Origin of the sequence: Candidatus Epulonipiscium sp., from assembly GCA_012519205.1 — a bacterium.
Classification (GTDB): domain Bacteria; phylum Bacillota; class Clostridia; order Lachnospirales; family Defluviitaleaceae; genus JAAYQR01.
The window spans coordinates 1-23,492 of record JAAYQR010000026.1; the positions used below are offsets into that span (position 1 = coordinate 1).

Consider the following 23,492-nt stretch of genomic DNA (forward strand, 5'->3'; position numbering starts at 1 on the left):
AAATAAGAACAAACAAGATAAAAAAGATAGGAGGTACATAATATGTATTTTCAGCAGCCCTTTCCTACATCCTCTCCATATATGTCTACCCAAAATCCTCAAAAAAATATTATGGGGCAAATGCCCCAGACAGAACAAATTCCTCAAATAAGACAAGATATCAAGGGAGCGGAATTAATTGAAGAAGCTATAAGAAGGGAAAAAAAGCTAGTTTATTATGATGAAGTCATTATGCAGGGCTTTGAAAAGGAACAGGATTCAAGAAGAATCCGCCATATTTCCTTTAATCAAAGAAAACATGAAAAGATGTTTGGTGAAATTTATCAGGGAATGACAGGAAAAAGGTCATCCTGTGACATAAAAGAACCAAGTTTTCAAAAATCTTTAAATGAAATTATAGAAGAAAGAATATTTTTAGGATTTGAATCTATTGAGCTATATCGAAAGATTTATTTTTCTGTTATTCCCGTAGAATGGAAGCAAATGATGTATGAAATAATTGGAGACGAGCAAAACGATATAATAAAGTATTTGCATTATTTAACAAAGTTTAAAAGTCAAAATTAAAGGGCATTTATAGATGCCCTTTAATTTTTTATAAGATGTGTTATAATACAGAATATGGAACCAATAATCTAAGGGAGGCAGTAACTTGAACTTTGATGAGTGCTTATTTTGTAAAATTGCCAACGGAAAAATGTCTTCGGCAACAATTTTTGAAAATGGAGAGTTTAGAGTCATTTTGGATAGATTTCCAGGGAATCGGGGCCATATCCTAATTATGCCCAAGGAACACATAGAAAATATTTATGAAATGGATCCGGATAAGGGAGGAAGACTATTTGCCTTAGCTATCCATATAGCAAAAGCATTAAAAAAAGAACTTAATATGGAGGGGCTAAATATTGTACAAAACAATGGAAAATTGGCAGGACAAACAATATTTCACTTTCACCTTCATATAATTCCTAGATATAAAGGCGATACAGTTAATATCGGATGGAAAGCAACGGAGCCTACAGAAAAGGAACTAGATAATTTAGCCGAAATCATATATAAATCCTTATAGGAGGCTTTTTAAAGAGAAATATAATAATAAGGGCATATATGGAAGGTTTCAAGGGTTTTCCCTATGAAAATGAAAACAGGTTTATTTCTTCATCCATCTGTTCCCTATTTTTTGTTTGATATACTTTTTAAACCCTCTTGAAAAAGTATTGTTATTATGTTATCTTTAAAGTATAATCTATTGAGCATACTATGTGTAAGGGCAGGCATGGAAACCTGCCCTACATATATAATATACTTTATAATAGGATATAAAAAATTGCAGGGTGATATAATGATAAAAATAGACATAGTAGACCAGGAAATCATAAAAGATTCCAATCGTAAAAAGATAGTGCAGCTTTTATATAAAAAAAAGGAACTTACCAAGCAAGATATTTCTAAGGAACTAGAAATAAGTATTCCAACCGTTACCAGCAATATAAATGCCTTAATTAAAGAAGGTATTGTTGAAGAAGCTGGGATGGCAGAATCTACAGGGGGGAGGAAGCCAATTATTATAAGATTTCTTCCTAATTCCAGATATGCCTTTGGAGTTGACTTTTCCTTAGAGATAATTCGTATAGCCTTAACAAACTTGAATTCAGAAATTATATATGAAACATCCATGGATATTAAGGGATTTTATAATATTGATGAAGCAATTAGAAAAATTGAAATGGAAATTAAACATATATTAAATGAAAAAAAGATTTCTATTGATAAAGTTCTAGGAATTGGTTTTTCCCTTCCAGGTACAGTTAATGAAGAAGACATGGTACTTGAAATGGCCCCGAATCTAAAAATCAAAAATATAGTCTTTAAAGAGTTTACAGATATCCTAAAGCTTCCAGTATATATTGAAAACGAGGCAAATGCTGCAGCCTTTGCAGAACTTACCTTAGGTATTGCTAAGGAGATGAGAAACTTAGCATATATTTCTATTACAGAGGGAATAGGAACAGGAATAGTTATCCAAGATTACTTATATAAAGGAAAAAATAAAAGAGCTGGGGAATTTGGTCATATGACCATAGTAGCCGATGGCAAACCCTGTAATTGTGGGAAAAAGGGTTGCTGGGAATTATATGCTTCCGATAGGGCTTTGATAGAGGGCTATTGTAGTAGAGCAAATCAAAAAAAAGTTTCATTAAAAGACTTTTTCTATAAATTAAAATGTGAGGATCCTATAGCAAAGGAAGCATGGGAAAGTTATTTGGATTATTTAGCCATAGGAATACAAAACATTATTCTGCTCTTAGATCCCCATTATGTGGTAATCGGAGGGAAAATAGGACAATACCCTGGAATCCTAGAATCCCTAAAGGAAAAGGTATTTATACAAAATACCTTTTACAATGAAAATGATATAAAAATATTAATATCGACCTTAAAAGAAAATGCATCAATCCTAGGGGCTGCCCTTTTGCCCATGCAAAAGTTGTTTTTTATTAAAAGAAAAATAATTTAAACTTTGGAATTGAAAATGTATAGACCGCATTGATATACTAAAACTATAATCAATAGCGGTTTTGTGCTTTTTAAAGGAGGTCACTATGTTTAAAGTTTTATTAGTGGACGATGAACCTTTGGTTCTTGAAGGATTAAAAACTATGATTGATTGGGAAAAATTTGATTTTAGCATATGTTTAGAAGCCACTAACGGTGAAGATGCCTTAGAAATTATAAGGGAGGTAAATCCTCATCTAGTTGTAACAGATATTAATATGCCGATTATTGATGGACTTAGGCTTATAAAGGAAGCAAACGAAATCCCTAACTTAAGAACGAAATTTGTCATTTTAAGCGGATATAGTGATTTTGAATATGCTAAAGCTGCCATGTATTATGGTGTGAACCATTATATTCTAAAACCTATTGATGTAGATGAAATAGAAGAAATTCTAGAAAAGTTAAATAATGAATTTAAATCCTATAGATTGACCCAAGAGGCCAATGAAGAGGCAATAGCATTTATCACTGAAAACACAATCAACCGAATTACCAATGGAGAAGGTAATGAAGGTTTATTTAAAAAAGCCGAGATTTTATTAAATATAAAAAAGGGTATCCATCTTAGATATATTTTATTGGAAATAGACGATTTTAATAAGTGGATGAATGATTTAGATGATAGAGAAATTAAACAAGGAAAAGATAAGATTAAAGGAATGATAAAAGAGATATATATGAAAAACTATGACTTTGGGGAGCTTTTGTATATATATGAAAAAGACATGGAACAATTAGGTATCATCATTTTAGATAAAACAAAAGATGATAGTGATTTAAAGAAATTCCTAAGGGAAATAAGGCAAAAACTTATGGATGTATATGGGATTAGTATTTTGTTCTTCATAAGTAATTTAGGAAAAGGCATAGAAACCTTAAGAAATATTTATAACGAGGCTAATGAAACAAGAAACTATCGTTTTTTTAATAGGACTAAAAGCATTCTATTTTACAAAGATATTAAAAAATCATATGGAGATTATGAGTTTAATAGGGAAGATTTGAATATTATACTAGAGTGCATCTATGACAATAAGAAAGAAGATATCAAAAATGGTGTAAGACATATTTTTAATAAATTTTATAATCAAAAAACAGATATAGGAATAATAGAATCTTATATCACATTCCTAAAGGTTGAAATGTTAAAAAAGATTTATGAGTACAACGGGGATGCAGAGGAATTTACTCAAAACCTTTTAAACATAAAAATAGACATAAAAAAAGATTGTTTTATAGATATCATAGAAATAACAATTAGGCTATGTCTCTATGGGGCAGAATATATTTCACATTCAAGGACTAAAGATTCATCCAATATAATTTATGAAATTAAAAAATATATTCAAGAAAATTACCCAAAAAACTTAAAGCTACGGGAGATATCAGAAAAGTTTTATATGAATCCTATGTATTTAGGACAATTGTTTAAAAAAAGCACGGGCATGTACTTTAATGAGTATCTCCACCATATAAGAATAAAAGAAGCAAAGCGGTTGTTACAAACAACTGATATGAAGATTTCAGATATTGCAAGGACCATCGGATACAAGGATGCAGAGTATTTTTCGAACAAGTTTAAAAGTTATACTCAGGTTGTACCCTCCGCGTATAAAAATCTGAAGTGAGTGATAATTAATGAAAAGACATAAAAAGATATTTGATGTTGTAAATAATATTCCCCTTAATAAGAAGCTTTTTCTAATATACATGGTTTGTGTGTTAATACCTATTATTATCACCAATGGCTTTTTCCTAAATTCCGTAAGAGCCTATGTACAGGAAAGAGAAAACCAAAACCTTAAAATCTCATTAAACAGATCCTCTAATGAGATAGAAGACATTTTAAGAGCAGGTATGGACATTAGCCAAACTATTTCCATGGATCAATCTTTACATGAGCTATTAAATAATAGATATGAAAGCGATACGGAATATTATCTTTCTTTCTATAGATATATGCGAGATAGGGTGGATTTATATATGCTTGTTAATAGGGATATAGAAGATATAAAAGTATACACTTTTAATCCAACTATTATCAGCGGAAGAAATTATTTTTATGTTAGTGAAGAAATAAGAAATGAAGAATGGTATAAAAAAATATATGAAGAAGATCAAGATATGTTTGTATATCCATACAAGTCCTCCTTACCTCAATACCCTAATAGTATTGCTTCTGCTATAAGTATTTTTAAGAAATTGAATATCTATTCCTTTTATTCGGAAGATAGAAACATAATACGACTGGACATCAATATGAATAGTATCCATGACATAATGGAGAGAGAAAGAGAATATATGGATTTAATCTTGGTCGATAATTTGGGTAGAATTATCTGCTCCACCGGAAAATATGAGGAGGACTTGGTAAACTTTAAAAACTTTGATGAAATTACCTTTGGTAAAGATAAACAACTTATGCGTAAAAGTTTTGAAAAGAATCTAGTAAGCGACTGGGAAATCATAGGAGTCATAGACACCACCATTTTAAATAAGGAAATTAACTCTGCCAGGGGGTACATATTTATTTTAATGATTATTACCACCTTGGTATCTAGTTCGCTTCTTATAATTCTTCTTAGATCTTATAACTATAGAGTTATGAATTTATCAAAGCATATGCTAAAAGTAAAGGAAAAACATTTTGATAATATCAAGACCATAGAAATAAATGAAGGAAAGGATGAGATAGGGGATTTAATCAGAAGTTTTAATGTTATGGCTTCGAAAATCAATTCCCTTATTAATGATGTTTATAAATTACAACTTCAAAAAAAGGATACTGACTTAGAGAGGGTTAAGGCAGAACTTAATTTCCTTCAGGGACAGATAAATCCCCATTTTCTCTTTAATACCTTAAATGCTATTATGGTTGTATGTGTAAAAAATAATTATACAAATGTAGTAGAAATTATAAAATATTTATCTAAAATAATTAGAAGACTCTTAAGCTGGAAAGAGGATATGATTACTATAGAAGAAGAGATAAATTTTACGGAGATGTATCTTAAAATAGAAAAATTTAGATTTGGGGAGCAGTTCGGATATGATTTTATCATAGAGGAACATACTATGGACTATAAGGTGCCTAAAATGAGCATCCAAACCATTGTAGAAAATGCCTGTAAACATGGTTTGCAGGCAATAAAGGGAAAAAGAAAAGTAACAGTAACAGTTAAAACAAATCCCGAGTATTTAATCATTGCAGTAAAGGACAATGGGCAAGGCATCGAAAGTTATCGATTAAAAGATATCATTGAAAATATGAAAAACAACAATTCTATTAACAATATAGGTATTTCTAATGTATACAGAAGATTAAAGCTTAGCTATGGTGAAGAAGCCGAACTAAAAATAGATAGTAGTTTAGAAGGGGGAACAAAGGTTTCTCTTATGATTCCTATTCCTAAACTATCCAGGGAAGGAGATAATATGGATGTATAAGGTTTTATTGGTAGATGATGAACCGGCAGCATTGGAAGGTATGGAAATAATGATTCCTTGGAAGGAATGGGGTTTTACGATTTGTGGTAGATGCAGCAACGGGAAAGAAGCAATAAATGAAATTAAAAAAACAGCCCCCCATGTAGTGGTTACGGATATAAAAATGCCTGTTATGGATGGATTAAAACTTATTGAATATATAAGGAAAAATATAAGTGACCCTATAGTAATTATTGTCATCAGCGCCTATAGTGAATTTGAGTATGCAAAAAAAGCCATGGAATACGGGGTTAAATATTATTTATTAAAGCCAATTATAGAAGAAGAAACACTTGGGATTCTAAAAGAAATAAATAAAGAATTAGAAAAAAGACTAGGGATAAAAGATATAGAAAAAGATTTTGATTATCAAATATCTGCAAATATCATTTCAAAACTTACCAAGGGGAAATATGTAGAGGAGGCTCTAAAAAACAAACTTCAACAAGAGTACAAGTCCAAGGCTTGGTATTATATCCATATAGAGACAGGGACAAAGAATATCTCTAAAATAATAGAAATAGCAGACAAGCAGAAAAAAACTAAAAAATATATATTCATCGTAAATATTGCTCCTACAAGTTTAGGTATTGTTATGGGGACAGAAAATAAGGAAGAGGTTTATACCTTTACAAAAAAACTCCTTAAAGATGTTTTAGATAAAGATAAATTTGGGGTATATATTAGTATTGGAAATGAAGTTTTAGATATATTAGAAATAAGGCGAGCCTATACCTTGGCTATGAAGGCTATAGAATTTAAACCTTTTATGAAAAGCTCAGGAATATTAACTTATGAAGAGATTAAAGATAAAATGATAACCTACGAATTTGAAAGAATCTTATATGTTGAAACCCTTTTTGAGGCCCTAAGAAACCTAGACTATGAAAAGGTAGATAGGATTATTAACAAGGTTGAAGAAGAATTCTATAATAAACTCATATCTCCAGAAATTTTCAAGATGTTTGTTATAAATGTCTTATATCAGGGAATGCGGTTAATGAGGGAGGATGAGGAAAATTATAAACTTTTCCTTAGCAAATATGATGTAGAGGGACTTTCAAAAAGTCATTTAACTATAAGGGAAATGAAACAGATTCTTATAGATTATTCTATAAATATTATGAATCATATGGATAACCTAAGAGACAAAAAAGCTAAAGGAGTACTATATGATATAGAAGGGTATATAAAGAGCCATTTTTATGAAAGAATAACCCTTAAAGAAATTGCTAAAAAATTCTACATTAACCCTGTTTATCTTGGGCAAGTTTTTTCGAAGACCTATGGCATGAGTTTTAATGAATACATTCATAAATTAAGAATAGAAGAAGCAAAACAGCTACTAGAAAATACAGATATGAAACTAAATGAGATAGCCCAACATCTAGGATACTCTAATTACAGTAGGTTTATCAATAAATTTGAGTCATACCTAAAAGTTAAACCTTCAGACTACAATGAAAGATAATATAATTTTTATAGGGGGTAAAACTTTAATATTGTAAATGGATTGTTCCTCTAATTATTGTACAATAATAATAGTTACAAAGATAAATTACATTTATTTTTGTAATAAATCATAAACTAAGGGGGAAGACCAATGAAGCTAAGTTTTAAAAAACTAGCTAGCCTAGCTTTAGTAGTTGTTATGAGCACAAGTGTTCTTTTATCTGGTTGTGGGAGTAAAAAGGTAGAACAACCTAAAGACACACAAAAAACTGAAAACAACGGAAAACAAACAGAAGAGAAACTAGAGCCGATAGAACTAGACGTTTATATTAATGCTCCAGGACAACAACCACCTAAAGATAATAAGATATACAAGCTTATTGAGGAAAAATTAGGGGTTAAATTTAACTTTGAATTCTTAGTAGGAGATAGCAAACAAAGATTTGGAGTTATGATTGCCAGTGGAGAATACCCTGATGTAATAAATGGAGGAACAGAATTAATCAATGCAGGGGCATTTATTCCTCTAGATGACCTCATTAAGGACAATGCTCCAAATCTTTACGAACATTACAAGCCATATTGGGAAAAGATTAAGGACCCAGATACCGGACAACTTTATATTATGCCAAACTATGGGGCATACAGTGGTGAATACAAACCAAGTTCACACTATGGACCGGCATTCTGGATTCAAAAAGAAGTATTGGCAGATGCAGGATATCCTGATATTACTACAATAGATACTCTTGATGAATACTTTGATCTTATCGAAAAATATGCTAAAAAATACCCAGAAATCGATGGGAAACCAACAATAGGATTTGAAATTATCTCCTATGACTGGAGAAACTTCGGACTTGTTAACCCACCTCAACACTTAGTAGGTAAACCTAATGAAGGTGGAGTGGTAGTAGACTATGATACAAATGTAGCAGAAATTTTCGCGGATAAAGATTATGCTAAAACTTATTACCAAAAATTAAATGAAATCAATGCCAAAGGATTATTAGACAGAGAAACCTTTACACAAAACTATGACCAATATCTTGCAAAACTATCCACAGGTCGTGTACTTGGAATGTTTGACCAAGGATGGAACTTTGGAGATGCTAAAAACTCTCTTATTGAACAAGGTTTAGATAATAGAACTTGGGTTCCTCTACCTGTTGTACTAGATGAAAGCTATGTAGGACAAGATTGGTATGCTGACAGAAGCGTTGTAAATGTTAACTCAGGATTTGGCATTTCTGTTAGTGCAAAAAATCCAGAAAGAATTATCAAAATGTTCGATACTTTGGTAACAGAAGAATGGCAAAAGCTACTTCAATGGGGAGTTGAAGAAGAAGACTATATGGTAGATGAAAATGGTAGATTCTACAGAACTCCTGAACAAAGAGCAAATGCAAAAGACCAAACCTGGATACTTCAAAACAAAGCCCAAGCAGTTTGGGAATCCTCTCCTAAACTAGAAGGACTATATAGTGATGGAAATGCTACAGGGGTTGGGGAACAACCTGAAGAATTCTTTGCTGGTTTATCCGAATATGATAAGGAATTCCTTGAAGCTTATGGTAAGAAGACATGGGGAGAATTCCTAAGAACACCACCAGAAAATCCAATTGCATATCCAGCATGGCAAATCAACATCATAGATGGTTCAGAAGCTAAGATTGCATCCACTAAATTAAATGATTTATCTATGAAATATTTACCAACTGCTATTTTGGCAGAGCCAGGCAAGTTTGATAATGCTTGGAGTGAATATGTAAATGAAATTAAAAAGCTTAACATTAAATCATACGAAGATAGAATCAATGAACAAATCCAGTGGAGATTAGAAAACTGGACCAGCAAATAAGAGTTAATAGCTGGGCGATGGAGGACCCATCGCCTAGTTTATTTTAGAAACGGAGGGGTTATATGGCTGAAGCAGCGGTGGTAGAAAAAAAGATAAGAAAAAAGACAAAGAAAGAGCCCATTAGGGATAAAATAACATTGAAAAATATAAAGGCTCAAAAGCAGCTAATATTTATGTCCTTTCCATTCCTACTTTATATTATTTTGTTTAATTATGTTCCTGCTATAGGATGGGTAATGGCATTTCAAGACTTTAAACCAGCAAAAGGATTATTTGATCAGACTTGGGTAGGATTTAAACATTTTAATTTTCTGTTTTCTGATTCATCTTTCCTTAGGGTTCTTAGAAATACTTTGGCTATGAGTTTTATAAACCTAATTTTAGGATTTGTTTCCGCAATTATTCTTGCTTTATTATTAAATGAAATTAAAAGTATGTTTTTCAAAAGAACTGTTCAAACGATTTCATACTTACCTCACTTCTTATCCTGGGTAATTGCTGCAGGGATTGTGGCAAATGTATTATCTACAGAAGATGGTATTATAAATGTGCTATTAATGAATTTTGGACTTATTGAAAGTCCTATATTATGGCTTGGTAAAGGTGAATATTTCTGGGGTATTGTAGGGGCCGCCGGAGTATGGAAATCTGTAGGATGGAATACAATCATATATCTTGCAGCCATGTCTGCTATAAATCCAGCCTTATATGAGGCGGCAGATATAGATGGTGCTAATCGCTATCATAAAATGTGGTATATTACATTACCAAGTATAAAATCAACCTTTGTAATACTTCTTATTATGAGTATAGGTAATATCTTAAATGCAGGTTTTGAGGTTCAGTATCTTCTTGGAAATGGAATGGTTATGGATTACTCGGAAACCATAGATATATTTGTACTGAAATATGGAATTAGTCAGTTTAACTTCTCTCTTGCTACGGCAGCCGGTATGTTTAAGACAGTTGTAAGTGTTATACTTATTTACTCAGCTAATCTAGTTGCTAAAAAACTTGGGGAAGAACAGCTTATCTAAAGGGGGTTAAAAGATGAAAGCAATAAAATGGGATAGGGTAGAAGAGTATGCCTTTAAAACTTTTAATACTATTTTCATGGTTTGTCTTGTTATAGTTACTTTATATCCCTTTTTAAATACAATAGCAGTATCCTTTAATGAAGGGCTTGACACCATTAGGGGTGGAATATTTTTGATGCCTAGAAAATTTACTTGGCAAAATTACCGGGCGGTATTTTCAACAGGGACGGTATACCATGCCTTTTATATATCCCTAGTTAAGACAGCACTGAATACAATTTTAGGGGTTTTCCTTTGCACTATGCTTGCATATCCTTTAAGTAGAAAAGAATATATATTTAGAAAACCGATTACAACTGTGCTGGTCCTTACTATGTATTTTAGTGCAGGATTAATACCAGGATATATGTTAATAAAATATTTACATCTAGTAAATAACTTTTGGGTTTATGTTATCCCTAGTTTAATCAGTGCCTTTAATGTTATTGTTATAAGGACTTATATAGGAACAATCCCAGAAAGCTTGGTAGAATCTGCAAGAATAGACGGAGCAGGAGAATTTAGGATATTTCTCCAAATAATATTTCCTTTATGCAAACCCGTTCTTGCAACTGTAGCATTGTTTATTGCAGTAGGTGCATGGAACTCTTGGTTTGATACATTTTTATATGCACCGTCAAAGCAAGAATTAAGTACTATACAATATGAGCTTATGAAACTTTTGGCTTCCACAACAGCAAATAATGCAGATCCAGGATTAAGAGCAGGGGTATCTGCTGGAGGAGAGGCAGTGGCTAAGGCAATGGTCACTCCAACTTCCATAAGGGCAGCCATTACCGTTGTTGCAGCTGCGCCTATTTTGATGGTATATCCATTTTTACAGAAATACTTTGTAGTGGGGCTTAACGTAGGTGGAGTAAAAGAATAAAAAATACATCTTTCGATGTGTTTTTTATTCTTTTTTATATAAATAGGAGCCAAATTATTCAAAATTGTAGGGAAGACTTTAACAATCTAATAAATGACAAAACCTATGAAGGAGAGATACCATGAGTAGTCAAAATCAATCACTTTTTATGGCATATAAAGACTATTTTCCTATCGGGGCAGCAGTGAATACCAAAACTATAAAAACCCATGGGGATATTTTAATTAAGCATTTCAATAGTATAACTGCTGAAAATGAGATGAAATTTGAATCTCTTCACCCTAAAGCTGGGGAATATAATTTTACAGATTCAGATTTGATATATGATTTTGCCCAAAGAAATAATATGAAATTAAGAGGACATACCCTTGTTTGGCATAATCAAACCCCTGCTTGGGTATTTGAAGATAATGAGGGAAAAGAGATATCTAAGGAGGCACTGCTTAAAACCTTAGACGAACATATTTATGTTTTAGCAAATAGATATGGTGATGGCATCTATTGCTGGGACGTGGCTAACGAAGTAATAGAAGACAAGGAAGAAGAATACCTAAGGGATAGTAAATGGCTTCGTATCATAGGAGAAGACTATATTATGAGGGCTTTTGAAATGACACATAAAAAACTACCTAATACCCTTTTGTTTTATAATGACTATAATGAGAGCACTCCCAAAAAACGCGAAAAAATTGTAAGGCTGGTATCATCATTAAAAGAAAGCGGTACTCCAATTCATGGGGTGGGCCTACAAGGCCACTGGAATATTTTTGAACCATCTTTTGATGAAATAAAAAGGAGCTTTGAAATATATGCATCCTTGGGGTTAAAGGTCCAAATAACCGAGATGGATATTTCAATGTTTGGCTTTGAAGATAAAAGGATGGATTTAACCAAACCAACAGCTGGGATGATAGAAAAACAAGCAATGATTTACGAAAAGGCATTTAGGATGTTTAGGGAGTATAAAGAAGTGATAAATGGTGTTACCCTATGGGGGATAGCCGATGACGAAAACTGGCTGGACAATTTTCCGGTAAGGGGCAGGAAAAACTGGCCTCTCCTATTTGATGAAAATCATGAACCTAAGGAAGCGTTTTATAGGATTCTCCAATTTTAGTAATACTATTATTATAAAAATACTATAAATTAAATCAAGGGAGGAAGATGATGAAAAACATAACTTATAACTGCTGGCTAAGATACAATAAGATTACTAATCAAAGACTTGTAAATACTTATGAAAAATATGCAAAGTATCTTTGGATAGAGGGTTCTTCAGAAATCCTTACTTCTGCGGTGGACGAACTTAAAAGGGGCATATTAGGGCTATTAGAAGTCAAAATGGACATTGAAAAAGAACCCCCATTGGAAGGCTTAATTTTAGGAAATTTTGATACCATTGAAAGAATTTTCAAAGTGCAGTTTAGCAAAGAAGAAAAGGAAAGCCTAGGGGAAGAGGGTTTTTTAATTAGAAAAATATTGAAAGATGAAAAGGATTTAATCATAATTTCATCCAACAATGACAAGGGGATATTACATGGGGTTTTTCATTTTCTAAGACATTTAAGTTTAGAAAGAGATATAAACAACATAGATATTAAAGAAACTCCCCAAAACCCTTTAAGATTTCTAAATGAATGGGATAACATGGACGGCAGTATCGAAAGAGGTTATGCTGGGGAATCTATTTTCTTTAAAAACAATGAAATAGGCCATGACCTTAAAAGGGTTAAAGATTATGCAAGACTCTTAGCTTCCATTGGAATTAATAGTATAGTTATTAATAATGTAAATGTAAGGGGAGAGGCTCCAAAACTTATAACTTCTAAATTTCTTCCTAAGGTTAGTAAGATTGCTAATATTTTTGGAGCATATGCAATCAAGACATATCTGAGCATTAATTTTGCAAGTCCTATGTATCTAGGAGGATTAAAAACCGCTGACCCCCTAGATAAAGAAGTAGAATCTTGGTGGAAGGAAAAAACAAAGGAAATATATGATTATATCCCTGATTTTGGAGGGTTTTTAGTTAAAGCAGATTCGGAGTTTAACCCAGGACCTTATGTATACAATAGAAACCATGCAGATGGGGCAAATATGTTAGGAAGAGCCTTGGCACCCTTTGGAGGAATTGTTATATGGAGGGCATTTGTGTATAACTGCCTACAGGATTGGAGAGATAAAAAGACTGATAGGGCAAGGGCAGCTTATGATAATTTTATGCCTTTGGATGGTGACTTTGATGAAAATGTAATCATTCAAATCAAAAACGGTCCCATGGATTTTCAGGTTAAGGAACCGGTATCCCCACTTCTAGGAGGAATGACTAAGACCAATCAACTTCTAGAACTACAGATAACCCAAGAATATACTGGGCAACAAAAACATTTATGTTACTTGGTTCCCATGTGGAAAGAGGTTATGGATTTTGATACCTATGCAAAAGGGAAGGGTTCAACCATAACAAAAGTAGCAAATGGTTCACTTTTTGGGCGAAGATATGCAGGGGTTGCTGCGGTATCTAACACTGGAAATGACACTAATTGGACAGGGCATACCTTAGCCCAGGCAAATTTTTACGGATACGGAAGACTCATATGGAATCCTGACCTAACGGCAGAAGAAATTGCAAGGGAATGGGTAATACTTACCTTTGGCAATCATCCTAAGGTGGTTAATGGGATTTGTGAAATGCTACTTTCATCCCTTCAAATTTATAGAAACTATAATGCCCCTTTAGGTATCGGGTGGATGGTAAATCCAAATCATCACTATGGGCCTAATGTAGATGGATATGAATACGATAAATGGGGAACTTATCATAGGGCTGATTATCAAGGAATAGGTGTAGATAGAACAAATAAAGGAACAGGGTATACTTCCCAATATTATAAGGAAAATAGGGATATATACGAATCTATAGATACCTGCCCTGAGGAGCTTTTATTATTCTTTCATCATGTACCCTATACCTACCTTCTAAAATCGGGGGAAACCATAATACAGTATATATATAATACCCATTTTGAAGGGGCAGAACAGGCAGCCAAGTTGCTGGATAAATGGATAAGTCTAGAAGAATATATGGATAAAGAGATTTTTGAGAGGGTGTTAGAGCGTCTAAAAATCCAAAAAGAGCATTCAAAAGAATGGAGAGATGTTATTAATACTTATTTTTATAGGAAAACAGGAATTGAAGATAAACTAAAAAGAAAAATATACTAAGGAGGCAGCTATGTCTAAAAGAAAATATAAAAACCCGATTATCCCAGGATTTTATCCGGACCCTTCCATATGTAGGGTAGGAGAAGATTATTACTTGGTTACATCAACATTTTCTTATTTCCCCGGGGTTCCCATATTCCATAGTAAGGATTTAGTAAATTGGGGGCAGATAGGAAATGTGTTAGATAGGAATTCTCAAGTAAACCTTGATGGGGGAGGCCACTCTGCAGGAATCTTTGCTCCCACCATCAGATATCATGAAGGTACATTTTATATGATTACAACTAATGTAAGTGGTGGAGGTAATTTTATAGTAACAGCAAAAGACCCCAAGGGGCCTTGGTCCGAACCCTATTTCTTGGAAGGGGCAGAAGGTATTGATCCCTCACTATTTTTCGACGACGATGGAAGAGCCTATTATGTAGGTACAAGGGAGAAAAAAGAAGGGGCAAAATATTACGGAGATAATGAAGTTTGGCTTCAAGAACTAGATTTAAATACAATGAAGTTAGTAGGGCAAATCCATATAATATGGGAAGGAGCCCTAGTTAATGCTGCTTGGCCAGAAGCGCCCCATATATATAAGAAGGATGGGTATTATTATATTATGATTGCCGAGGGGGGAACAGGACCTGATCATGCCGTGACCATAGGAAGAAGTAAAAAGATAAATGACTATTATGAAGGATATCCCTCTAATCCAATTTTAACCCATAGACATTTAGGACAAGAATATCCTATTGTTAATGTGGGTCATGGAGATTTAATAGAAACCAGCAATGGGGAATGGTTCATGGTAGTACTAGCTTCAAGGCCTTATGGGGGTTATTATAGAAATCTCGGCAGGGAAACCTTTATGGTTCCACTGATTTGGGAAAATGGATGGCCTGTAATAAATCCTGGAAAAGGAATAATAGAAGAAGAACATATTGCACCTACTTTACCACTCCATAAGCTATCAAAACCCTCCCCCTGTGATAATTTCGAAGGGAAGGAATTAGATTATAAATGGCTATTTATCAGAAATCCAAGGGAAGACTTTTATAGTTTGGAAGAAAGACATGGGTATATAAGGATAAAACTTCGTCCCCAAAAACTATCGGAATTGGTTAACCCTAGTTTTATAGGATTAAGACAGCAACATATGGATTTTGTTGCAGAAACTGCGATGGAGTTTAATCCCCAAAATGAAAAAGAATCTGCAGGGATTGCCATAGTCCAAAGTAATGAATTCTACCTAAGCATGGAATATACAAAGGAAGAGGGCCAAAACATATTAAAGCTTATAAGATGTCAAAAGGGGAAAGAAGAAGTTTTAGCAAAGTCTAGAGTTAATGCTAAAAGATTATATCTAAAAATAGAGGCCTGGGGCCAAGAACTTAGATTTTCCTATAGGAGTGTTTTAGATTCCAACCAGTCCATAATACTTGCAGATAATGTAGATGGAAGAATATTAAGTACCGATGTAGCAGGAGGCTTTGTAGGAAATACCATAGGAATGTATTGTACAAGTAACAACACCCCCAGTGAAAACTATGCAGATTTTGACTGGTTCCAGTACTACGAAAATTAGATATAAATACTTGTCATTTGAGCACTGTATACCAGAACTAACCTTTTACTTAATATGGCAGCTCACCACCCATAGCCCTAAGGAGGATAACAATGAAAAAAACAAATTATCGCAACCTATTCAAAGAATTAGGCTATACCGATATCCAAATCAAACAAAAAGTCGAAAATACCTTTAAGGATTTATTCTATGGCGATGAAAATACAAGGTTTTACTATCCCGTAGGAGATGATATGGGATATATGCTAGACACAGGAAACATAGATGTACGAACTGAGGGTATGTCCTACGGAATGATGATATGTGTTCAATTGGATAAGCAAGAAGAATTCGATCGCCTATGGAAATGGACCAAAACATATATGTGGCATAGAGAAGGGAAATATACAGGTTATTTTGCTTGGTCTTGTAATACCGATGGCACAAGGAGGGCCCAAGGGCCAGCTCCGGATGGAGAAGAATTTTTTGCTATGGCCTTATTCTTTGCATCAAATAGATGGGGAGATAAGGAAGAACCCTTTAACTACAGCCAACAGGCAAAAGATATCCTAAAGGCATGTATCCATAATGGGAAAGATGGAATAGGGGATCCCATGTGGGATTCCACCAATAAACTCATTAAATTCGTTCCAGAAACCCCATTTTCTGATCCATCCTATCATCTTCCCCATTTCTATGAATTATTTAGCCTATGGGCGAATAAGGAAGATAGACAGTTTTGGAGTGAGGCGGTGCTTGCTAGCAGGGAATATCTAAAAAAGACTTGCCACCCTGTTACGGGCTTAGCCCCAGAATATGCGGAATTTGACGGTACCCCTCGAAAAGAAGAAGGGCACGGTGATTTTTATAGCGATTCTTACCGAGTAGTTGCTAATATTGCCTTAGATTATGAATGGTTTAGGGAAGATAAATGGGCAGTAGAACAATGTAATAGAATCCAAGACTTTTTCATAGATAAAGACACCTCAGATTATCATAAATACCAAGTAGACGGTACCCCTTTTGAAGAAAGGGCTCTGCACCCCACAGGGCTTTTAGCTACCCTTGCTATGGCATCTCTAGCAGCTACAGGAGAAAATGCAAAGACCTTCGTTCATAGATTTTGGCACCTTCCTGTTCGAAAAGGGATAAGACGTTATTATGATAATTGCTTATACTTTTTTGCCCTATTAGCCTTAAGTGGAAATTATAAAATGTGGTATTAAAATAATAAATTTTATTCATATTTTATAGGGTATAAAATCCAAAGCACAGGAGGTAATAATATGTTCAATAAAAAATACATCACTAATATATATACTTCTGATGGATTTTTATTAGCTCATAATCAAAAAACCTCAGATATTTATGTATCTTCCCAAGACTATGAAGGAGTTATAAGGGCAGTTCATGATTTGAAATATGATATACACAGAGTTACATCTCTACTCCCGAAAATTAAAAATAAGGTCTCCTACTTATCTGGAAGTTCAGTCATAATAGGAACTATAGGAAAATCTCCCATCATAGATGCTCTGATTTCTGAAAACAAATTAGATGTTTCAAATATTACGGGAAAATGGGAAGCCTTTGTAATACAAACTATCACCAATCCACTACCTAATATCGAAAAAGCCCTAGTAATAGCAGGCAGTGATAAAAGAGGTACTATATTCGGAATATATGATTTATCTGAACAAATAGGAGTATCCCCATGGCATTATTGGGCAGATATAAAGGTTCCATATAAAAGTACTTTAGTTGTTGAAGATGGAACATATAAACAAGGAGAGCCCAGTGTAAAATATAGGGGAATATTTCTAAATGATGAGGGGCCTTCTCTTATGGCCTGGGTTAGGTCAAACTTCAGGGATTTTAGTCATGAATTTTATGAGAAAGTTTTTGAGCTAATCTTAAGGCTTAAGGCTAATTATCTTTGGCCTGCTATGTGGGATAATGCCTTTAATGAAGATGATCCTCTAAATCCGAAGATGGCAGATTATTACGGTATTATCATGGGTACCTCCCATCATGAACCTATGTTAAGATCTCAAAGAGAATGGAAAAACAATGGTCACGGTCCTTGGGATTATTCTGCAAATAAGGACTTTTTATATGAATTTTGGAAGTATGGAATAGAAAGAAATAAGGACTATGAAAGTATAATAACATTAGGTATGCGGGGAGATGGAGATGAGCCCATGGCTGAGGATATGGGTATTGAAGAAAAGATTGAATTACTTCAAGAAATAGTTAAAAATCAAAGGGAGATAATAAAAGATACAACTAATACAGATATAAGAAAAACACCTCAGCTTTGGGCCCTTTATAAAGAGGTTCAAGAGTATTATGAAAGAGGAATGAGGGTTGATGAAGATATAACTTTATTATGGTCGGATGATAATTATGGTAACTTAAGACGGGTACCCAGTAAAACAGAAAGAAAAAGAGTAGGGGGAGCAGGTATATATTATCATCTTGATTATGTAGGAGGACCTAGATCTTATAAATGGATAAATACAGTACCAATCCATAAGATATGGGAACAAATGCATAAAGCCTATGAATATGGAGCTGATAGGATATGGATTTTAAATGTAGGTGATCTTAAACCCATGGAATTTCCTATGGAATACTTTTTGCGTATGGCATGGGATATAAAGGCTTACACAAAGGATAATATAGAAGAATATAGTATACTTTGGGCAGAAAAACAATTTGGTCCTGAATATGCTAAAGAAATAGCATATATCATCAATATGTATTCAAAATTTAATGGAAGATTAAAACCTGAACTTCTTAATTCTGTAGAATTATACAGTATCACCAATTATAAAGAGGCAGAAAGGATTCTCCTTGACTTTGAAAAAATAGTGACAAAAGCAGAAAATATATATGAGAAGATTTCTAAGGATTTGAAAGATGCTTTTTATCAATTGGTTCTTTATCCTACAAAGGCTTCTTATAATATTAATAAGCTATATATTTATATTGAGAAAAATAGGCTTTATGGAAAACAAAAAAGGACAATAACTAATGATATAGCGAATTTGGCAGAGCTAGCATTTAAAGAGGATGAAGAACTTACTTATTATTACAATAATATAATGAGTAAAGGCAAATGGAACCATATGATGGATCAAACCCATATAGGATATACTTATTGGAATCAACCAGATAAAAATATATTTCCAGATGTTATAAGGATTATGCCAAAAGAAGGACCCTATATGGCAGTAGCTATAGAAGAGAGTACTGATACTTGGGATACTTCTGATAAAAAGTGTGTTTTACCACAGTTTAACCCGATTCTTAAAGAAAAGAGATATATAGAAATATTCAATAAAGGAAATAAACCTTTTGAATTTAATATATATCTTAATGTGAAATGGATCAAATTAAACAAGAATACGGGTATTATAGATAAACAAGAAAGAATATGGGTAGATATAGATTGGGATAGTATTCCTAAAGAAGAAAATCCTGAAGGAATATTAAAAATAGTAAGCTCATGTGGGCAAGAAGTTAAAGTTAATATTGAAGTGTTCAATCCTCAAGGTTTAGATATTGATTCCATAGATGGTTTTATAGAAACCAATGGCTATATCTCTATAGAAGCGGAACAATTTACTAATAAAACAGAAGTGGAAGATATTGGATGGGAAAAGATAGATAATTATGGGAGAACATTATCTTCCATGGCTATTTTTCCTGTAACAGCAGAAATAGCACACACACCTAAAAATTCCCCGTGTTTAGAATATAAGCTATATATCTTTAATCCAGGAGAAGTTGAAGTTAATGCCATTTTAGCCCCTTCCTTGGATTTTGTTCCAGAGGGAGGTCTTAGGATAGGGATATCCTTTGATGATGAACCCATACAGATTATAGATGTGGTTAAAAAACAAAAGGATGGAAGCTTTGATGAAGCTGATTGGGCAAGAAGTGTTATATATAATATAAGAGTAATCAAAAGTAATCATATTATAAAAACAAAGGGATATCATACTCTTAAGATATGGATGGTTGATCCCATAGTGGTATTACAAAAACTAGTAATCGATATGGGTGGATTAAAACCTAGTTATCTAGGTCCGCCATCACAAAAAAAGGCCTAGGATTTCCCCTAGGCCTTTTTTTCGTCTTCAAAATATTCCTTATACCAAAGCAAAAACATATATACAGTCCAAACCTTCCTGCTATTATCCTTTTTGCCATCATAATGTTCCTTGAGTATTGAAAGCAGCCTTTCCGTATTAAAATACATCTCTGCCGCAGGGGAAGAAAACTCCTCTTTAACTATTTGGTAATATTTTTCTTCCCTAAGCCAAATTCTAATAGGCACAGGAAAACCCAATTTCTTTTTATTAGCGACATTTTCAGGCATATTCTTCTTAGCTGCCAATCTTAGGGCATACTTTGTATTTTGTTTATTAACCCTATATTTAGTGGGTAATTTACTTGCTAAATTAAACACTTCCTTATCTAGGAAAGGAACCCTAAGTTCTAGGGAGTGAGCCATACTCATCTTATCTGCCTTTAGAAGAATATCCCCCCAAAGCCACATATGGATATCAATGTACTGCATTTTCGTAATATCATCTTTTAATTTGATTTTATCATAAAAAGGTTTAGTAAGTTCATAAGGGGAAGGGGCGGTAGTTTTGTTTTTAAGAAGCTCTTTCCTCTCTTTTTCGGTAAACATAAAGGCATTACCTATGAATCGCTCCTCTATGGACTTACTGCCGCGGATTAAAAAGTTCTTTCCTTTAATATTAAAAGGAATCATGGAAGCTAATCTCCCAAGAAATTTTCTGATAGGCATGGGGAGACTGGTTAGAATCTTTAAATCGAGGGGTTCTTTATATATATTATAGCCCCCAAATAGTTCATCAGCACCTTCCCCAGATAAAACCACCTTAACATGTTCACTGGCTAGTTCACTCACAAAATAAAGAGCAACCGCCGCAGGGTCAGCTAGGGGTTCGTCCATATAATATTGGACCATAGGGAGTATGTCCCAGTATTCCTTTGTAGAAATAAGCTTATGATAATTTTTGATACCTACTTTTTCAGAGAGGGCCTTAGCATAATCTATTTCATTGTATTTGTCATAATCAAACCCAACGGTAAAGGTTTTATCCCCTTTAAAACATGCTGCTACATAACTGGAATCAACCCCACTAGATAAAAACGAACCAACTTCAACATCACTTATTTTATGGGTTTTGATAGATTCTTTCATCCTGTTATCTATTTCTTCTACATAATTTTCTAGGGGCTTATTTTCAGATTCAAAAACAGGCTCCCAATACCTTTTTATATCTATATTGCCCCCCTGATATATAAAAAAGTGGGCAGGGGGAAGTCTATAGATATTCTTAAAGAATGTTTCTTCTAGAGCAGAATATTGGAAAGTAAGGTAAGTTTCTAAGGCATCAAGATTTAAGTCCTTTTTAACTGCGTTATGTTTTAAAATACTTTTTATTTCTGAAGAAAAAACCAAAGTGTCATTTTCCTTGTAATAGTAGAAGGGCTTAATGCCGAAGTAATCCCTAGCCCCAAATAAACTTTTGTTTTTATTGTCCCATATTACAAAAGAAAACATACCCCTTAGATGACTTAGCATTTCTGTCTTAAACTCTTCATAAGCATGAACCAAAACCTCAGAATCCGTGCGGGTCTTAAAAATATGTCCCTTTTCCTCTAAAACGCTACGGATGGACTGATAATTATAGATTTCTCCATTAAAGGCCAAAACCAAACTACCATCCTCATTATAAAGTGGTTGAGAACCATCCTCTAAGTCAATAATACTAAGCCTTCTAAACCCTAATGCAGCATTCTCATCTATATATTTACCATCACTATCAGGTCCTCTATGAATAATGGAATCCATCATATCCTTTAATATTTGTTCCTTATTATCTATTTGATCAATAAAACCACAAAAACCGCACATAGTGCTTTCTCCTTTCAAGAATAAAAAAATGTAGAAAAAACAAACATATGAAAACTTTATCACAACTTATTTTATAAATCAATAAAACTTTACCTAATATTATATCCAAAAAATCCTCCATCAATAATTGAAACTATCAAAAATCCCACACATCATTCTAAGTATGGTAAGGAATTTTACCCCCAAGGCCTTAGGTACAAAAATATAGACGGATTCTCTTTCCTTATGCTATAATTTACCTTAGAACAATAACAAAATCATAAAGGAGAACCTCATGGATATAGAAGAAAAGTCCCTAGATGCCCATAAAAAATGGAAAGGTAAATTAGAAATAACTTCAAAGTCAAAAGTAAAAACAAAGGAAGATTTATCCATAGCATATACCCCGGGAGTTGCAGAACCCTGTAGAAGGATTCATGAAAACCGAGATGAAGTATACATATATACTATAAAAGGCAATACCGTAGCAGTAGTGTCCGATGGTACAGCAGTTCTAGGATTAGGAGATATAGGTCCTGAAGCAGCTCTGCCAGTAATGGAGGGGAAAGCCGTTTTATTTAAGGAATTTGGAGGCATTAATGCTATTCCTATTTGCCTTGATACAAAGGATACAGAAGAAATAATAAAAACAATAAAAAACATTGCCCCTGTTTTTGGGGGAATTAACTTAGAAGATATAGCAGCCCCTAGATGCTTTGAAATAGAAGAAAGGCTAAAAAATGAGCTAGATATTCCTGTATTTCATGATGATCAACATGGTACAGCCATAGTGGTTTTAGCCGGAGTAATAAATGCCCTAAAAATAGTAAAAAAAGATAAAAAAACTATGAAGGTAGTCATAAACGGCGCAGGCTCAGCGGGCATAGCCATAACAAGGCTCCTTTTAAACTACGGTTTTGATAATATATTACTTTGCGATAAAAATGGAATACTACATAAAGATGCTAAGCAGATGAACTGGGCCCAGGGAGAAATAGCTAAAATCACGAACAAAGAAAATGTAAAAGGAAACCTAAAAGATGCCCTGAAAGGTTGTGACCTATTTATAGGAGTATCTGCCCCGGGTATAGTTACGGAAGAAATGGCATCTACCATGAATAAGGATTCAATCATATTTGCTATGGCAAATCCAATACCGGAAATAATGCCTGATTTAGCAAAAAGGGCAGGGGTTAGAATTATAGGAACAGGCCGTTCAGATTTCCCCAATCAAGTAAATAATGTATTAGTTTTCCCGGGGATTTTTAAAGGTGCCCTAGAGGCAAAAGCAAAACAAATTACTGAAGAAATGAAGCTGGCAGCAGCTAAGGCAATAGCTTCTATGATAAAAGAAGAAGATCTAAATGAAGAAAACCTACTCCCTAAACCATTTGACGAAGGAGTAGCAAAAAAGGTTGCCCAAGCCGTAATCAATACTTACAATATATAAT

16 protein-coding genes are annotated in these 23,492 nt (G+C 33.6%); 15 read left to right on the forward strand and 1 reads right to left on the reverse strand.

From position 1 onward, the window contains the following. Window positions 1-42: 42 nt before the first annotated feature. The 14 genes from GX308_08345 (at window position 43) to GX308_08410 (ending at window position 20,218) form a co-directional block, all read left to right on the forward strand. Window positions 43-567 carry a hypothetical protein gene (locus GX308_08345; GenBank protein NLK22066.1) on the forward strand — a complete coding sequence of 175 codons (525 nt, stop codon included), beginning with the start codon at window positions 43-45 and terminating at the stop codon, window positions 565-567. 85 nt (window positions 568-652) lie between these two features. After that, entirely contained in the window at window positions 653-1,069 is a 417-nt protein-coding gene (locus tag GX308_08350) for an HIT family protein (protein NLK22067.1), read from the forward strand. Between the two features lie 273 nt (window positions 1,070-1,342). After that, entirely contained in the window at window positions 1,343-2,518 is a 1,176-nt protein-coding gene (locus GX308_08355) for an ROK family transcriptional regulator (GenBank protein NLK22068.1), read from the forward strand. A gap of 85 nt (window positions 2,519-2,603) precedes the next feature. After that, window positions 2,604-4,187 (forward strand): response regulator, encoded by a 1,584-nt coding sequence (locus tag GX308_08360; protein NLK22069.1) that lies wholly within the window; start codon window positions 2,604-2,606, stop codon window positions 4,185-4,187. A 10-nt stretch (window positions 4,188-4,197) separates the two neighbouring features. Continuing rightward, window positions 4,198-6,006: a histidine kinase gene (locus GX308_08365; protein NLK22070.1), complete on the forward strand. Its 1,809-nt coding sequence runs from the start codon at window positions 4,198-4,200 to the stop codon at window positions 6,004-6,006. Further along, a complete protein-coding gene (locus GX308_08370; protein ID NLK22071.1) occupies window positions 5,999-7,516 on the forward strand; it encodes a response regulator in 1,518 nt (505 codons plus the stop codon). Before GX308_08365 ends, GX308_08370 begins: the two co-directional genes overlap by 8 nt. 132 nt (window positions 7,517-7,648) lie before the next feature. Further along, a complete protein-coding gene (locus tag GX308_08375) occupies window positions 7,649-9,358 on the forward strand; it encodes an extracellular solute-binding protein (protein ID NLK22072.1) in 1,710 nt (569 codons plus the stop codon). A 62-nt stretch (window positions 9,359-9,420) separates the two neighbouring features. After that, entirely contained in the window at window positions 9,421-10,395 is a 975-nt protein-coding gene (locus GX308_08380; GenBank protein NLK22073.1) for a sugar ABC transporter permease, read from the forward strand. Window positions 10,396-10,408: 13 nt separating this feature from the next. Further along, a complete protein-coding gene (locus GX308_08385) occupies window positions 10,409-11,323 on the forward strand; it encodes a carbohydrate ABC transporter permease (protein NLK22074.1) in 915 nt (304 codons plus the stop codon). A 121-nt stretch (window positions 11,324-11,444) separates the two neighbouring features. Then, window positions 11,445-12,440, forward strand: coding sequence for an endo-1,4-beta-xylanase (locus GX308_08390; GenBank protein NLK22075.1), 996 nt, complete (start codon window positions 11,445-11,447; stop codon window positions 12,438-12,440). 50 nt (window positions 12,441-12,490) lie between these two features. After that, window positions 12,491-14,548 carry an alpha-glucuronidase gene (locus tag GX308_08395; GenBank protein ID NLK22076.1) on the forward strand — a complete coding sequence of 686 codons (2,058 nt, stop codon included), beginning with the start codon at window positions 12,491-12,493 and terminating at the stop codon, window positions 14,546-14,548. A 10-nt stretch (window positions 14,549-14,558) separates the two neighbouring features. Next, window positions 14,559-16,121, forward strand: coding sequence for a glycoside hydrolase family 43 protein (locus tag GX308_08400; protein ID NLK22077.1), 1,563 nt, complete (start codon window positions 14,559-14,561; stop codon window positions 16,119-16,121). A 92-nt stretch (window positions 16,122-16,213) separates the two neighbouring features. Then, on the forward strand, window positions 16,214-17,326 hold the full coding sequence (locus GX308_08405) for a xylanase (protein ID NLK22078.1): 1,113 nt from the start codon (window positions 16,214-16,216) through the stop codon (window positions 17,324-17,326). Window positions 17,327-17,386: 60 nt separating this feature from the next. Beyond that, window positions 17,387-20,218, forward strand: coding sequence for a glycosyl hydrolase (locus tag GX308_08410; protein NLK22079.1), 2,832 nt, complete (start codon window positions 17,387-17,389; stop codon window positions 20,216-20,218). An 8-nt stretch (window positions 20,219-20,226) separates the two neighbouring features. Here the strand turns inward: GX308_08410 and asnB are convergent, their stop codons facing one another. Then, the gene (gene asnB, locus GX308_08415) at window positions 20,227-22,062 is read right to left on the reverse strand and encodes an asparagine synthase (glutamine-hydrolyzing) (protein ID NLK22080.1); all 1,836 of its coding nucleotides are present in this window, start codon (window positions 22,060-22,062) and stop codon (window positions 20,227-20,229) included. Window positions 22,063-22,336: 274 nt separating this feature from the next. Between asnB and GX308_08420 the strand changes: the two genes are divergently transcribed. Next, window positions 22,337-23,491 (forward strand): NADP-dependent malic enzyme, encoded by a 1,155-nt coding sequence (locus GX308_08420; protein NLK22081.1) that lies wholly within the window; start codon window positions 22,337-22,339, stop codon window positions 23,489-23,491. Window position 23,492: the final 1 nt, after the last annotated feature.